The organism is Ignavibacteriales bacterium, from assembly GCA_016214905.1.
Taxonomy (GTDB): Bacteria; Bacteroidota; Ignavibacteria; order UBA10030; family SZUA-254; genus PNNN01.
On sequence record JACRMQ010000006.1, the window covers coordinates 205,179 to 221,686 of the forward strand.

Annotated in this window: 13 protein-coding genes; 7 read left to right on the forward strand and 6 right to left on the reverse strand. The window is 39.5% G+C overall.

Translation table 11 applies throughout. The features are described from left to right. Positions 1-55 precede the first annotated feature (55 nt). The 5 genes from HZB59_04735 to HZB59_04755 all read left to right on the forward strand — a co-directional run bounded on the left by HZB59_04735 (position 56) and on the right by HZB59_04755 (position 6,595). Positions 56-760, forward strand: coding sequence for a hypothetical protein (locus HZB59_04735; GenBank protein ID MBI5020720.1), 705 nt, complete (start codon positions 56-58; stop codon positions 758-760). A gap of 170 nt (positions 761-930) precedes the next feature. After that, on the forward strand, positions 931-1,464 hold the full coding sequence (locus HZB59_04740) for a hypothetical protein (GenBank protein MBI5020721.1): 534 nt from the start codon (positions 931-933) through the stop codon (positions 1,462-1,464). Between the two features lie 90 nt (positions 1,465-1,554). After that, a complete protein-coding gene (locus HZB59_04745; protein ID MBI5020722.1) occupies positions 1,555-3,657 on the forward strand; it encodes a M3 family metallopeptidase in 2,103 nt (700 codons plus the stop codon). 163 nt (positions 3,658-3,820) lie between these two features. After that, on the forward strand, positions 3,821-6,331 hold the full coding sequence (locus tag HZB59_04750; GenBank protein MBI5020723.1) for a SpoIIE family protein phosphatase: 2,511 nt from the start codon (positions 3,821-3,823) through the stop codon (positions 6,329-6,331). Between the two features lie 48 nt (positions 6,332-6,379). Further along, positions 6,380-6,595 (forward strand): PGPGW domain-containing protein, encoded by a 216-nt coding sequence (locus HZB59_04755; GenBank protein MBI5020724.1) that lies wholly within the window; start codon positions 6,380-6,382, stop codon positions 6,593-6,595. Between the two features lie 127 nt (positions 6,596-6,722). Here the strand turns inward: HZB59_04755 and HZB59_04760 are convergent, their stop codons facing one another. From HZB59_04760 to HZB59_04770, 3 genes are all read right to left on the reverse strand, one after another. Then, complete coding sequence (locus HZB59_04760) at positions 6,723-6,926, reverse strand: cold-shock protein (protein ID MBI5020725.1); 204 nt, start codon at positions 6,924-6,926, stop codon at positions 6,723-6,725. 399 nt (positions 6,927-7,325) lie between these two features. Further along, positions 7,326-8,795 carry a flavin monoamine oxidase family protein gene (locus HZB59_04765; GenBank protein ID MBI5020726.1) on the reverse strand — a complete coding sequence of 490 codons (1,470 nt, stop codon included), beginning with the start codon at positions 8,793-8,795 and terminating at the stop codon, positions 7,326-7,328. A 32-nt stretch (positions 8,796-8,827) separates the two neighbouring features. Beyond that, positions 8,828-9,628 (reverse strand): creatininase family protein, encoded by an 801-nt coding sequence (locus HZB59_04770; GenBank protein ID MBI5020727.1) that lies wholly within the window; start codon positions 9,626-9,628, stop codon positions 8,828-8,830. Between the two features lie 200 nt (positions 9,629-9,828). Here HZB59_04770 and HZB59_04775 point away from each other — a divergent pair, with 200 nt between their 5' ends. Beyond that, positions 9,829-10,890 carry a branched-chain amino acid aminotransferase gene (locus HZB59_04775; protein MBI5020728.1) on the forward strand — a complete coding sequence of 354 codons (1,062 nt, stop codon included), beginning with the start codon at positions 9,829-9,831 and terminating at the stop codon, positions 10,888-10,890. Positions 10,891-11,066: 176 nt separating this feature from the next. Then, entirely contained in the window at positions 11,067-12,482 is a 1,416-nt protein-coding gene (locus HZB59_04780; GenBank protein ID MBI5020729.1) for a beta-lactamase family protein, read from the forward strand. A 133-nt stretch (positions 12,483-12,615) separates the two neighbouring features. On the opposite strand, the gene HZB59_04785 is transcribed toward HZB59_04780, so the two are convergent. From HZB59_04785 to HZB59_04795, 3 genes are all read right to left on the reverse strand, one after another. Beyond that, positions 12,616-12,960, reverse strand: coding sequence for an RNA-binding protein (locus HZB59_04785; protein MBI5020730.1), 345 nt, complete (start codon positions 12,958-12,960; stop codon positions 12,616-12,618). Between the two features lie 175 nt (positions 12,961-13,135). Continuing rightward, a complete protein-coding gene (locus tag HZB59_04790) occupies positions 13,136-14,380 on the reverse strand; it encodes a DUF418 domain-containing protein (GenBank protein ID MBI5020731.1) in 1,245 nt (414 codons plus the stop codon). A 32-nt stretch (positions 14,381-14,412) separates the two neighbouring features. Next, positions 14,413-16,482, reverse strand: a complete 2,070-nt coding sequence (locus HZB59_04795) for a S9 family peptidase (GenBank protein ID MBI5020732.1) — start codon at positions 16,480-16,482, stop codon at positions 14,413-14,415. Positions 16,483-16,508 lie beyond the last annotated feature (26 nt).

The window sequence follows — 16,508 nt, forward strand, 5'->3', positions numbered from 1 at the left end:
CTCCAAATATTTCTGTTTATCATAAAAACAAATCATTATTTTTATAAGGAAAAATATGAAGTTCTATGGGTACCTGTTTATATTAAGTTTAATAATTGCATACAATGCCGCCGCGGATAATCGGAGGTATGTTTGGACTTATGAATACCAAACTCTCTCTGCGGGAAGGGGTGAATTCGAGCAATATACAACCCTATCTTCTCTCGATATGAATCATTCAAAAGGGAATACGATAGCTGAACATCAGCTTGAATTGGAAGTTGGTATGACCGACAGATTTGATTTCGGGATTTATCAAATATTCAAACAAAATCCCGGTGAAGCATTAAGCTACGACGGATATAAGTTGCGCGGACGGTATCGCCTTGGCGAGCGGGGTGAATATATCTTCGATCCGCTTCTTTATCTTGAATATAAAGGGAATACTGATTTCTCGGAACATGAGATTGAAGGGAAAATTATTCTCGCTAAAGATTTCGGGAAGTTGAATATAGCTATGAACCCGATTTTTGTTTATGAGTACGAGGATAAATGGGAGTACCAAACAGAATACGCGCTGGGTACAAGTTATGAAGTTAGCGAGATGTTCAAGTTTGGAATGGAAGCAAAGGGAGGGAAGAACGGAAATTACATAGGACCTGTTATCGCGCATGGAACCGAAAAATTTTGGATGACCATCGGTTCGGCATTTAAAGTCGGGACTGTAAAAGAAGGGAAACCGGAGTTCCAAATCCGACTGTTATTGGGTGTGGGGCTTTAACGATTTTATTTGTAAGAAGAATTATTATGAAAGGGCAAACTTAAAGGTTTGCCTTTTTTTATTATAGCTGAGATCTATTCAAGCTTAGCTCATAACCTGTTAGTGAATAACCACCACCAGTTGTAAACAGATTTGAATATTTTCCAAAATCTTGTTAATTTCCTTCACTTATGAACCTCCAATCCGAAATTCTCAAAGAACATTCTAAACGGCAGGTTGTAAAAATTGCCAGATGGATCGGCAGTAACCCGAACCGTTTTAAACTATTGATGGACCTGTTCCTCAACGGTGAACCGATTGTTACTCAACGTTCTGCATGGATAGTCGGGATTTTAGGCGAGAAGTATCCTGAATTAATTCCACCATGGCTTCCTGCAATGCTGAAGAAAATGCAAGAGCCGGCTGTTCATTGTGCTGTTAAAAGAAATGTAACACGCACACTTCGGTATATTGAAATTCCCCGCAAACATCTCGGCAAAGTAGTTACCATTTGTTTTGACGAGATTGCGAATCCAAGTAGCCCTGTAGCTATCAGAGCATTTTCAATGTACGTGCTGGCGAGAATTGCCAAGCAAGAACCGGCAATTATCAATGAATTGCGTGTAACAATTGAACAGTTACTGCCGTATGCCGGTGGAGGACTTCTTGCCTGCAGCAGGAAGGTTTTGAAGCAAATAGATAAAATGAAAAAAGTAGCTGTTTGACTTTTAGAAATAATTGCCGTATCATCAATTCGTTATAATCTCATTAATCATCAAATCCAACATAATAAATCGTCTTTTCAAGGAGAACAAATGAAAATAGTATGGTATACCTTTGCCTCCATATTGTTGCTTAGTGCACTCACTTTTGCACAGGATAAAAAAAATATGGATAACCCTTTCTTTAAAACATGGACAACACCGTTTGAAACACCTCCCTTTAACGATATAAAGGTAGAGCATTTCATGCCTGCCTACGAAGAAGGAATGAAACAGCACGATGCAGAAATCGGTGCAATCACACAGAATTCCGAGAATCCGACATTCAAAAATACAATTGAAGCATTGGAAAAAAGCGGTAAGCTGTTGACAAAAGTCGATTATATGTTTGCCAGCTTGAACGATGCGAACACCAACGAGGAGATGCAGAAAATCGCGAAGACAATAGCCCCGATCCTATCGAAACACAACGATGATATATCTCTCAATCCTAAACTTTTTGAAAGAGTGAAACGAATTTATGATGACAGAGATAAACTTACGCTTACAACTGAACAAAAGACTGTGCTCGATAATTACTATCAAGGTTTTGTTAGAGGTGGTGCGAATTTAACAGATGAGGCGAAAGAAAAATTCAGAAAAATTAATGAAGAACTAAGTGTACTCGCCGTTAAGTTTTCGGAAAATCTATTGAAGGAAACCATAGCAATCGGATTGGTTATAGATACCAAAGCTGATTTAGCAGGGCTTCCGGATGATGTAATCCAGGCGGCGGCAGAAATGGCAAAGTCAAAAGGTCATGAAGGGAAGTGGGTGTTCACGCTTCAGAAACCGAGTTTCATTCCTTTCCTCCAATATTCAAATAAACGAGAACTGAGAGAGAAATTATTCAAAGCTTATATCAATCGCGGTAATAATAACAACGAAAATGATACAAAAAAAATTTTGTCTAGAATCGCAGCTTTGCGGGTTGACAGGGCAAACTTGTTAGGATTCAAGACCCATGCAGATTTTGTACTCGACAGGTATATGGCTAAGAAACCCGAGAATGTTTATAAGTTTTTGAATGATCTCTGGAAGCCGGCTTTAAAACGTGCGGGGACAGAGATTCAGGATTTGCAGACATTAATTGATAAAGAAGGAAACGGATTCAAACTTGAAGCGTGGGATTGGTGGTATTATGCCGAAAAGGTAAAGAAAGAAAAATATGCCCTTGACGAAGAAATGCTGCGACCTTATTTCAAAATGGAAAATGTCCGCCAAGGTGCTTTTGATGTAGCTGAAAAATTATATGGAATAAAATTTATTGAGAGAAACGATATTCAGGTCTATCATCCGGACGTAAAAGTGTATGAAGTTAAAGAGGCAGATGGAAAACATATCGGTATTTTCTATTCCGATTATTTCCCACGCGATAGTAAAAGAAGCGGCGCCTGGTCAGGTAATTTTAGGAACCAATCGAACATGGATGGCAACTATATCACTCCGGTTATCTTTAATGTTGGCAATTTCGCGAAACCGACTGCGGATAAACCATCATTGATGAGTGTAGATGATGTTGCAACATTATTCCATGAATTAGGTCATGGTCTTCACAGCTTACTATCGAACACTGTTTATCCAAATGCTCAATCTGTTCCTCAAGATTTTGTTGAACTCCCTTCGCAGATAATGGAAAACTGGGCAATGGAACCTGAAGTTTTAAATATGTATGCGAAACATTACAAAACAGGTGAGCCGATGCCGAAAGAATTGATAGATAAAATTCGAAACTCCCAGCTCTTCAATCAAGGTTTTGAAACTGTTGAATATCTTGCCGCATCCTTTCTCGATATGGATTGGCATACTCTCACGAACAATAGTGAAAAGGATGTACCGACATTCGAGAAAGAATCGCTTTCAAAAATCGGTTTGATTCCGCAGATTGAGTCGCGGTATAAAAGCACCAATTTTGCCCATATCTTTTCTGGTGGCTATTCTTCCGGCTATTACAGTTACATCTGGGCGGCTGTGCTCGATGCGGATGCGTTTGAAGCGTTTAAAGAAACGAGTTTGTTCGATAAGGCAACTGCAACCTCATTCAGAAAAAATATTCTTGAAAAAGGTGGCAGCGAAGATGTAATGGTTGAATATAAGAGATTTAGAGGTGCTGAACCGAAAGTTGATGCTCTGTTGAAACGAAGAGGTTTAAATTAACTAAATCAATTGAATATCAGCAAAATGACGACCCCTGATCAGCGACGATTGGGGGTTTGTTTTAATTGATTTTCACAACATCATTGCTTATTTTGTTTGCATTGATATCTTTGAATTCTAACAAGAAACTGATGCCTACTAACAATTTGTTTATTTCTCTACTATGAAGAATCCGCTTAGGAAAATGCGTCCAAATACGATCCGGATTTTGTATTCATTCATTTCCATGATCGTGCTTGCGCTGTGTGTAATGAATTTCATTTCTGTCATGGTTTACAATGTGCAGGGAAGTGATGAATGCGGATGGCGCCCGCGTGATCAAGGTAAACAAGGCCTGCTTATTTCCGATGTAATTCCTGATGGTGTTGCCGATAAGGCGGGAATTAAAAACGGTGATATCCTATTGAAAGTAAATGGACTCGATTTTCAAAATGCCAACAGGGCGCAAAGAATTATCGATTCAATTAGAATCATTGGTAAAGTTGTTTATACGATTGAACGAGACAACAAACAATTTGAAACTGAAATAGAAATTGTGAGGAATTTTGATGTTTTTTTCCTTTCACTATTCTCGTTGGGATTGGGTTTTCTTATCGTCGGATTTATCGTTGTAATGACTAAACCTCAGGGAGAGACTCAGCAGTTATTCGGCGGGTTCAGTCTTTGGACCATGCTATTCTTCGGTTTGTTTATCACGCGTCTCGATCCGCAGCATTTTGCTCAATGGCAAATTTTAACTGCCCGTATCGGATTGTTCGCGGCGCTAATTTTCGCCCCACCTGTTTTCATACGATTCTTTCTTTATTTTCCCGTGAGGAAAAAAGCTTTCGATAATCGCTGGATAACGGTATCACTATATTCTGTAAGCGTTATTAACATGCTTACGATCCTATTCAGACAACAACTTGTGTTGCCACCATTTGTTGGAGTCATCAATCCGTTAATTTTGATTGGGTCATTCACCACCGGACTTGGTATTTTTATTCATGCTTACTTCAGCAGTGTAGAGCAATCGCGCAAGAAGCAATTGAAGCCAATATTAATTGGATCGGCGTTAGGATTGATTGCTTTCTCTTATATATTTGCCATCTTGCTCATTAAGCCATTTCTTTTTTTACAACTGATTTTCTTATTACCTATAGCTCTTGTAATCGGCATGCCGCTCGCTTTTGGGTATAGCATTTTCAGGTACCGTTTGATGGATATTGATTTAATTATTAAGCGGAGTCTTATCTACGGTGTTATCACCGCGACTCTTGCTGCGATATATTTAATGATAGTATTTGGGATAGGGAACCTGCTGTCGTATTTTCTCGGCATGGAAAATAATCAGGTGATGAATGCGGTTGCATTTATATCGATCGCCCTCGTTTTCGATCCCATAAAAAGAAAGACGCAGGATTGGATTGATAGAAGTTTTTATCAGGAACGGTATAATTATCAAAAAGCTTTACTCGAATTCAGTCAGGAACTTCCACGGTTGATGAACTTAGAACAAATTCTCGATTCAATGGCGAATCGAATTTCTGGAACAATGCACGTTGAAAAAATTGCCATTATACTCTGTGACGAAATAGAAGGTTGTTATTCATTAACAAAGAATATCCCGAAGCATTATTCGGATTTTGTTCAACAGACAAACGGATTGATAGCTTTACTTCAGACAACCAAGAAACCTCTTTCTCTCGCGTTGTTGGATGTGGAACCTGATTCTATCCCGATAATTCAAGAAGATAGAGAAAAAATTATTAAATCCGGTATCGTACTTTCTGTTCCTATGTTTATTCAAGATAGGATGGTGGGGACAATTAACGTCGGTCCGAAAATGTCCGGGAAAATATATTCTCAGGAAGATATAGATCTTCTCTCCACCGTTGCAAGCCAGGCAGCAATAGCTATTGAAAATGCGCGATTGCATAAAAGCGAAATTGAAAAGCAAAAAATGGAAGAACAGTTGGAAATTGCTCGCAAGATTCAACAAAGTTTATTCCCCAAAACTAGCCCACAATTGGAACACCTTGATATCGCAGGAATTTCAATCCCGGCTCTCACAGTTGGTGGCGATTATTTTGATTATATCTTGCTTGATCCTAAGAGGCTTCTGGTCGTTGTTGCGGATGTGTCAGGGAAGGGGATGTCGGCGGCACTTTATATGTCGAAAATTCAAGGTATGATTCAATTGGCGTCGCACATGTATACAACACCACGTGAAATGCTTATCCATGTGAATCGACGTCTTTATGACGGTATCGAACGGAAATCTTTTATAACAATGGTTCTCGCGTTGTTTAATCTGGAAAACAATACGGTGCAAATTTGCCGTGCCGGACATAATAAAGCGATCATAGGTTCAAATAATAAACTCGAACACCTGAATTCAAAAGGCATCGGGTTGGGATTGGAGCGTGGTCCTATTTTCGAAGAAAACCTTGAAGAAGTTCAGCGGTCTCTAAGCTCTGATTCTATCTTTTTCTTCTATTCAGATGGACTCTCGGAAGCGATGAATGAAACGCAGCAACAGTATGGTGAAGATGCGATCTGCGATTTCATAAAAGCCAACAAAACCATAAATGCAAATCATTTGCAACGATCACTGGTTAGCGCGGTGAAGCATTTTCAGGGATCTGCCGAACAACACGACGATATTACTTTTGTTGTCGTGAAGTATAATTAAGTTCTCGATTTCATTTGAGTAAATCATATTAGAGGACTGAAAATCAATATGACTGTAAAAAGTTTGAAGAGAATATTCATTGCCATCGTCGGTTCAACCGTTTTGTTGATCGGTATTGTAATGATATTTCTTCCGGGACCTTCAATCCTGGTTATTCCTGCGGGATTGGGAATTTTGGCAACCGAGTTTGTTTGGGCAAAGGTGTTGTTGAATAAGATGAAAGAAAAGATTTTTAAAAAGAAGAAACCCCCACAAAACGAATAATCAAGTTAAACACCAAGCTTGAGTTGTTTTTATCGAGTAAGATAATAAGTGGATAGAAATAAAAAACCCCGCATCGAAGTAATCGAAGCGGGGTTCTTTTTTTAAACGTGATTGTATCTATCGCAACTTACGATATAACGGATACGTTTGAAGCCTGAAGTCCTTTTGGGCCGTTTTCAACTTCAAATTTCACTTGATCACCTTCGTTAAGGTTTTTATAACCTTCTCCGACTATCGATTTGTGATGGACGAATACATCTTCGCCACCTTGACGTGAAATGAAGCCGTAACCTTTTGCTCCGTTGAACCATTTGACTGTTCCTTTTTCCATGGAACTATCCTTTCTATAATATTCCGCTTTTGGCGGAATTGTTTTGTAATGACCCTTTTTATGGGATCGGTAAAGTGTACGCCGGAAACCGTGGCTTTTATGTAAAATACCGCATTCTCGAATTTTACTCGATTCTGCGTGTTTCGATTGCTGGCGACTCTGACCTTGAAAGGAGACAACGGGTACATCAGCTGGTGTTAAAAGCGTGCGAATACTGCAGAAAAACGTGTTCAGTAAACAACCCTGTGGGGTTGTGCTAACGGTGTACTGTTATTTGACTATCTATAATACATTAAATTCTTATCAATAGCAATTAATACTCTTGTATATGTGATCTTAGACAGATTGACAATCTCGACTAAAATAATTGAAAGTTTGGCCTAACGGTTGGATAAAATCTCACAGATTATTCACTTCACTAGCAACACGGTTTCCTGAATGTAGAGCTCCTTGCATCCAGGATGACCAAGGTGAAGTATGATCTCCGGCAAAGTGGATTCGTCCTTCTGGACTGGAGATATACGGTAGTATTGTTTCAGTTTGTTCCGGCTTCAGCCATGCCCAAGCTCCACGCGACCATTCTTCTTCATCCCAACAAACGCTCGCACCGACTTCAAACTGTTCCTTGATTTGTGGAAACATCTTTTCCATTTGTTCAAGAGTAAAAGTGATGCGTTCGTGTTCTTTCATATTCATAATTTGGCGTGCCGGTTCACCTGATGAATATGCAGCCAACATACCATGTATACCCGGCATATTATAACTGAGGTTCCACGCTTCCATGATAGGTAAATCAGTATGTGCAAATCCCGAAAGTTTTTCATCCTGCCAGAACCTGGTTTTTGTTTGAATGTTGATACGCGCAATTGAAGTATACCACAGCTGCTCTATTGCATTCTGCTTTGTAGATGAAAACATAGGAGTTACTTCTATATTTTTCAATATAGAATATGGTATCGTGCATACAATGTAATCTCCGGTAATCACTTGCTGCTCACCTGAATCCAAAATAATTGCTCGAACACCCTGTCCATCTTGTTCAATTTTAATCACAGGTGAATTGTATCGTATCTTCTCTTTCAATTTATCAGCGAAAGCTTGCGGTAAAAGATCATTTCCCCCTCTGATTTTATACATCTGTCGTCTCTTTCGACCTTCTGCCGATACATGCAGCATTTGTAGAGCAGAAATATCCTTGTACAACCCTGCACTATGTCCCATCGTGAGTAATTGAATCGCCCCTGCAGATGCACCTTGCTTGTGAAGAAATTCTATCCATGTCAACTTATCGTATTTTTTCATCGTATCAGACGGAATCCAATCAGAAGAAGAAACATCGCCCATTTCTTTTACAACCGGTGTGATATATTTTTTCCGCATGCCGGTTAATCCCATTTCCCTTTCTTCGACAGTTAAATCCACGGGCCAATCTATATTATCTCCATGTCCGGCTACAATGCGCTTGCTGCGTACGTAATGTACATCGCGCAGATCGATGGGTCTGAATTCATCAAGCGGTAGATCGAAATGTTTGATATATTTCATTGTCAATTCATGATTTTCAGGAATACGTGTAGCTCCACTTTCTGCATACAAACCATCGGTAAATGGTTTGCGTAAAGTATAAACCCGACCACCTGGACGCGACCGTGCTTCGAGAATTGTAACATCGTGACCTGCTTGTGTTAATTCATAACCGGCAGAGAGTCCCGCTAAACCTGCTCCAAGTACAATTATTTTTTTTGAAATGACTCGCTTGAGTATCGGAGTTTCATCGGAAATGATATTTGGCAGTGGAGTAACTGCCCATATAGCGCCGGTGGTGACAAATTGTTTTAAGAATTTTCTGCGATTAATCATGATTGTCATTGGGGATTCCGGATACATGTTTCAATATTATTTCACTTCTTAGATAGAAGTGAACGAATTTGGTCGACTGCATTCTTGATCTTATAACCAACAAAAATTTCTCCTAGTTCCCGAGATGCTTTGCTGATACCCTTTTCACGTTTCACTTCTTCATTTGTCGATTTCAGATTTGATACTCGTACCAGAGTATTCTCTTTATCGATGAATAATAATTCAGATGTATCGTCAATTCCGGCATGAGTATCGGCGGGTAGATTATTTTTCGTCAGATATTCCCTCATATTTTCTTTTGATTTGAAATAAAGATCTGGGATATAATATATATGAACTTCTTGTTGCGTCCATTCGGAATCAAGGGAAGCAGCGACACTTTCAAGAGCTTTCTGACCTCCTCCATGATCACCCATTAATATAATATTTTTAAATCCTGATGATATCGCGCTGCTGGCAACATCGTGTGCTACTAACGCAAATACACCCTCCGAAACATTTATACTCCCTGGATAACGCATATGTTTTGTTTTTAATAATGGATCACCTGTCGGAGCGAACGGCATGATAGGATAAACAAGCGCATTGCCGAGCTCAATCGCAACTCTCTCGGCAATATAGCGAGAGATAAAATTATGTTTCCCCAAGATTAGATGCGATCCGTTCTGCTCCGTGCTGCCTGCACAATATATTGCTGTGGTTTTCCCCTCAATAATTTTATCCTGAACCTCCTTTGAAGTGAGTTCTTCAATAAATACAGATGACGATTGAGATAATCCATCAAATATGAAGAATATACAGGCAAAACCAAGAAACAGAACTCTAATAATTTGTGTATTCACCTATCACTATCCTTTATGCTTTCGTGCGGAACAAAAATAAATAATTCATTTCATTTAAGTTACAAAATATCTTCAATTAATAGAAATAAAATTATGAGTTTGTATTGTCTTGAAAAAAGTATTATAATTAGAACATCCATGCAATCAAGTGCCATCTGTTCTTCATTTTATTCCATAATAACAAACGATTTTAAAAAATTATGCAAATTAAAATTGAAACCACGAAGAACTCAAAGCCGAAACCGGATCAATCAAATCTTGGTTTCGGTAAATATTTTACGGATCATATGTTTATCGCCGATTATTCTGAGGAGAAGGGATGGCACGACGCACGCATCATTCCGTACCAACCACTCTCTCTCGATCCTGCAACTTCGGTATTTCATTATGGTCAGGCGATATTCGAAGGTATGAAAGCGTATCTTACAGCTGAAGGCAGAATACTTCTATTCCGTCCGCGTAAAAATATGGAACGCATCAACAACAGCGATGATCGCATGTGCATGCCGCTTATCGATGTGGATTTCGGTGTAGAGGCGATAAAAACTTTGGTAAGAGTAGACCGGGATTGGATTCCAACAGCCGATGGAACTTCACTTTACATCCGCCCATTCATTATTTCAACTGATCCGTTTCTCGGAGTGAAAGCATCGGGCAGTTACAAGTTCATAATCATTCTTTCACCTGTGGGTGCATATTATCCTCAAGGTATAGCACCAGTAAAGATTTACGTTGAACCGGAATACGTTCGCGCGGTTCGGGGAGGTACAGGATACGCGAAAGCCGCAGGCAACTACGCCGGCAGTATGAAGGCACAATCTATTGCCGCGAAAAAGGGATATGTGCAAGTGCTGTGGCTTGATGGTGTTGAGAAAAAATATATCGAAGAAGTCGGCGCCATGAATGTTTTCTTCAAACTCAAAGGTGAAATTGTTACTCCTGCACTAGAGGGAAGTATTCTTCCGGGGGTGACACGTGAATCCGTTATATTTTTACTGAAACATTGGGGAATGAGAGTGAGCGAGCGCAGGATTTCCATCCATGAACTCAATGAAGCCTTCACGAAAGGAGAATTGGAAGAGGCATTCGGAACCGGGACAGCCGCTGTTATTTCTCCGATAGGTGAATTGAATTGGAATGGGAGCAAAATGATATTAAATAACGGGATGACCGGCGAGATAGCTCACAAACTTTATGAAACACTCACAGGGATCCAATTCGGCAGGGTGAAAGATGAGTTTGGTTGGACTGTGGAAGTATGATGAGAGTGGGTTTGCATCTTTAATTTACTTTATGGCAAGCGATTCCGCTTGCCATTTCTATTTAATGAACATGAAAACCGGTCTGATTTGTTTTATACATTAGATGTAATGTCAACGGAACTATTTATATCCTGTCTAATTAGAATAACAACATGTTTATCAGGTAAGGAAACTATATGAAATACAAATTCATCAGTAGCTTGCTGATTTTTACTCTACTCTTTTTCTCGGTGAAATCTAATTGTTTTGCTCAGATGAAGCAAGATATAAACTCTTCAAAGATTGTTGAAAAGTATGTTGAAGCGTTTAATAGCGGTGAAGAAAGTATGAAGAAATATTTTTTAGAAAATATTTCGAGTAAGAGTTTGAAGGCGAGACCCATAGAAACCCGGCTTGCTGTTTACAAGCAGTTGAAGAGTGATATGGGAAGCATCGAACTAAAGAAAATTGAAATTGTTTCTGAATCGATGGTATCGGCAGTTGTTTATACTCAAAAAAAAGAGTGGTTTCAATTTTTATTCGAACTTGATACCGAGATGTCGAATAAGATCTTAAGTATCCGCATCGAGGATACGGATGAACCGCAATCTTCAAGCTCTGCAAAATTGTCGGAAACAGAAGCTTTGCAATCAATCATAAAATATCTCGATGAAGAAACATCGAAAGATCAATTCTCGGGTGTAGCTTTGATTGCTAAAAACGGCAAACCGATTTTTAAACGTGCTTACGGAGAGGCGAATAAAGAATTCAACGTACGTAATCGACCAGATACAAAATTCAATCTCGGATCTATAAATAAAATATTCACTCAGATTGCGGTTGGTCAGTTATATGAGCACGGCAGATTGTCATTTAACGATCCTATCGTAAAATATATTCCCGAATATCCGAACAAAACTGCGGCAGAGAAAGTAACTATCCGTCATCTGCTCGATATGTCGTCGGGGATTGGTGATTTCTTTGGTGAGAAATTTGATAGCACACCGAAAGATCGTTTTCGTACTCTCGGTGATTTCCTGTCGATGTTTGCCAATGACTCGTTAACCTTTGAACCCGGAACTCAACGGCAATACTCGAATGGTGGATATATCGTTTTAGGTCTGATCATCGAAAAGGTCTCCGGACAAAGTTACTACGATTATGTTAAAGAGCATATTTTTAAAATTGCCGGTATGCCAAATACAGATTCGTACGAAACGGATATCCCCATCCCGAATCTTGCTGAGGGATATACACGAGACAGTTTGAATCGGCTGTGGCGAAAAAATATATATACCAGACCTGCCCTGGGGAGCTCTGCAGGCGGAGGTTATTCAACGGTCGAAGACTTACTTTCGTTTGTCTCAGCGCTTGAAAAAGGGATTCTCTTTAAGGAAAAAGACACATGGAATATTCTGAAGGGTGAACCTGTGAACAAGGATGATAAAAAACAGGGAGGTATGGGAATTTTTGGCGGAGCTCCTGGTATAAATTCAGGTATCGAAACTGATATTGGAAAAGGGTACAGTGCTATCGTGATGTCGAATTACGATCCACCCACGGCGATGAAGGCAATGAAAAAGATTCGATCATTCCTCAGCGCTGTCCATTGAACATTATAAGATGAACAATTAAGATTATTCCATACCGCTTGATTACGCTTTTTATAAAGGTACGATATTAGAATAACAATGCGACTCGCATTTTGTGTGAGTCGCATTTTATATATTTGGAATTTTCACGATGTTAGAAACGTCGACCGCCGCCGCCACCGCCGCGTCGACCACCACCGCCACCGAATCCACCTCTTCCGCCACCGCCTCTGCGACCACCGCCGCCACCACGTTCTTCTCGTGGACGAGCTTCGTTCACAACAATTGCCTTGCCATCTAATGGCTTGCTGTTGAGAGCTTTCATTGCCGCTTCTGCTTCTTCCTTCTTAGGCATTTCAACGAAACCAAAACCTTTGGATTCTCCGCTAAACTTGTCTTTGATGATTTGGATACTTTTTATTTCACCAAATGCCTGGAATTCTGCGCGCAAGTCGTCTTCACTTACTCCGTGCGACAAATTGCCTACAAATAAATTCATATACAACTCCTATAGTTAGTTTTAATTAAGCAATACCCTGGTGCAGAACTCAGGTTTACCTCCACCGGATAATGCACTTGTTAATATATGAAAAGATTCTGAGAAACCAATAACAAATCTTTCAATTTTTAGTATAATTCCAAAAATAACCAAAATTAATCGAAAATAGCCATATTCATCTGTGATTTTTGACCGATTCCGGATTAAGACGCAATTGTTGGATCTTTCCATAGTTTAACGATCGCCAAATCCATTCAACAGGGCCAAATCGGTATTTGCTAAGCCACCAGTTGCTAAATCCTATTTGGAAAATGAACATACCGGTCGAAAGTAAAATTCCGGACGCAGGTTCTATTTGACCATACAATCCGAAACCGTAACCGTAAAAAATTGTCGTGAAGAAAATTGAATGAAACAAATAATTAGTGATAGCCATTCTGCCAACATATCCTATTGGTCTAAATATTTTATTCCACCTGGTGTGTTGAATGAGAATAATTATCACTATTGCATACCCGAAAGTTAGCAACGGCACACTGAATACATTTAAACAAAGGGTCGCGAGTTTTATTAGCGGATGAGTATTGTCGTGAGGGAAAGACAATTCATCAGCGGTTACGCGTAAAAATTGTCCAGCAAATCCAATCGCTAAAAACCACCACATAAATTTTTTCAATTGAGGAATATATTGTTTTATGTTTTGAATGATTTTATTTTTCCACAGGAATAAACCAAACACCATCATCGAAAAAGCACGGGTCGTGAACGAGTCAAGTCCGCTTACATAAAAATGCACAACTTCTGTTGCCCTGTAGCCGGTGATTTGTGAAAATGATCCTTTACCGTAAATGAATAATTGATGCATTGCCAGCGAATGATAATTCGTTGACCCCTCGTCAGTGTAGTTGTTTGATGCTATCATCTCGATTATCTTTTTTATCACTGGGATGATTATCGGAATTGAGATAGATACTATTGAATAAATAAGTAACCGATTCGGGGGATGATTTCGGATTATCAGGAGGATGAATCCAAGCACTGAATAAATGACCAAAACGTCGCCTGACCAAATTAGAAATCCGTGGATTAGCCCAATGAAGAAAAGTGCCACCAACCGTCTTGAATATAACGATAAAAAATCGGTATTGCGTGATTTAGATCGCTCCATCATAATCGAAAAACTAATCCCGAAAAGCAGAGCGAATAAATGGTAGAATTTGTCTTTCACGAAAAAAACAGTGAACCAATTGGCTAATACATCCATTGTACCGGGCCATGGATGAGTTGAGACATCGAACATTTTGGTTGGCAAACTGAAGATTACAATATTCATCAGGAGGATTCCGATTATTGAAATTCCTCTGAGTATATCAATATAATCGAGACGTTCTGTTGTTGCGGTGGGTGTTATCGTTTCCAAATAGTGAATATCTTTATTAGTGAATGGATGAGCTATTTAGTGAATGCCTGGTTGCGTATCATTTTTGTCATGTCGTACGGTGCCGGTTCACCACCTAAATATCTATGGAACCAATCCAGGTGAGCATTATAGTACAATGGCATCGACTTCACACTTGAGGGCCAATGTCCGTCGTTTGGGAATACTATGAGACGTGAATCAACATTCATTTTTTGCAGATGTGTAAAAAATTCCAAACTTTGGGTATATGGAACTCTATAGTCACGTTCGCCGGTTATAACTAAGCATGGTGTTTTAAAATTTTTCACAAAATTATTCGGAGATAATTTCTGATATAAATCTGATTCCCATGGCGATCCACCCAAATCCCATTCAGGGAACCACAATTCTTCAGTGGCGCCGTGCATTGCTGTTAAATTGTAAACTCCCATCATAGAAACGATTGCTTTGAACCGGTCTGTATGTCCCTCAAGCCACATCATCATGTAACCACCATACGACCAACCCATTGCACCCATTCGGTCTTTATCAACCCATGGAATATTCTCTAACGAATCTGCAACTGCCATAATATCCTGATAGACTGTTCCACTCCAATCTTTTGAAATTGCAGCGGTGAATTCTTGTCCGTAACCTGTAGAACCGTGCGGATTTGGAAACGCAACAATATATCCTGAGCCCGGATATACTTGCCAGTCTCCGCGGAATGCATCAGCCCATTGCGATTGAGGACCACCATGAACATTCAAAATCAACGGATATTTTTTTGAAGGATTAAAGTTATGAGGTTTGACCACGAAAGTGTGTATCTTTTTTCCGGTCGGTGACTCTATCCACATTTCTTCCGCCGGGCGAATATCTACCTGATCAGCGACTTCTTTGTTCAGGAATGTTAGCCTTTTTATATCTTTTCCATCTGTTGAACAACTCCAAATCTCCACTGGTTCGCCAACAGCACGTCTTGCTACTATGAACTTTTTACCATTCGATGATAAAGAGAATGCATCGATTGTTTTCATATCCACCACTTTGGATATTGGTTTTGATTTTATTTCAACTTTGAAAATAGGGACATGTCCTTCTACCTGTGCGGTAAAATAAATATTTTTCGAATCAGGTGACCAGACGAAATCATTTACCCAATTATCGAATTTATCGGACAACCTTGTTAGTTCGCCAGTTTTCCGATTACAGAGACCGATACTGAATCTGTCTGCTTCGTATCCCGGAATGGTCTGATATTTATAGGCAATATATTTGCCATCGGGCGAATATTGCGGATTACCGTCGTATGCTTTATTCTCCAGGGTCAGGTTTTTTAATTCATTGTTCTCAAGTGATAGAATAAATAAATCTTTGTTCGTTGATTCGGCCTGATCAACATCATGGTTAGAAACGAAGCAGATTTCTTTTCCGTCAGGGGAAAAAGTGAAACCAATACCGCCTTGTTCCCATGCGGGGGAATCGAAATTACCGGGGGTGAGATCGGAATACAATTTTGTATCGAAATCATATTTTATGATATGTGTTTTTTTACCGTCTTTCCAATCTGTCCAGTGGCGATACAATAACTCATCAGCCATGTGTGCTTGAATAGGACCGTTATGCATTGTGCTATCTGTATATTTATTGCAATCTCCTGAGATCGGACAATCAGGGAATACATCGCTTGCGAACAGGAGCGTGTTGTTGAGAGGAGATATTTCCGCGTCTGAAATTCCCATCGGAAAATCAGTAATCTGGTTCGGTTCTCCGCCTGTGGTTGAAATTTCCCAGAGTTGCGGACCGTTTTTCCGTGTTGAAACAAAATAAATATTTTTTGAATCGGCAGACCAACGCGGGTGATTATCAGCAGCTGAATGATCAGTGAGTTTTGTTGGGTTGGTTCCATCGACAGACATTATCCAAATATCTTGGTTGGATTTTCCCTTCTCCAGAAAATTTTCTGTTACAACATACGCGATCATATTCCCGTCGGGAGAGATTTGAGGATCGCTGACACCTTTCAATTTATAAAGATCTCCAATCGTGAAAGCGCCCTTTTGTCCCATCGCTATAATTGAATAAGAAATTAAAACAAGCAGTACGAAAATCTTTTTCATAAAAACTCCATTAAGCTAATATAAAA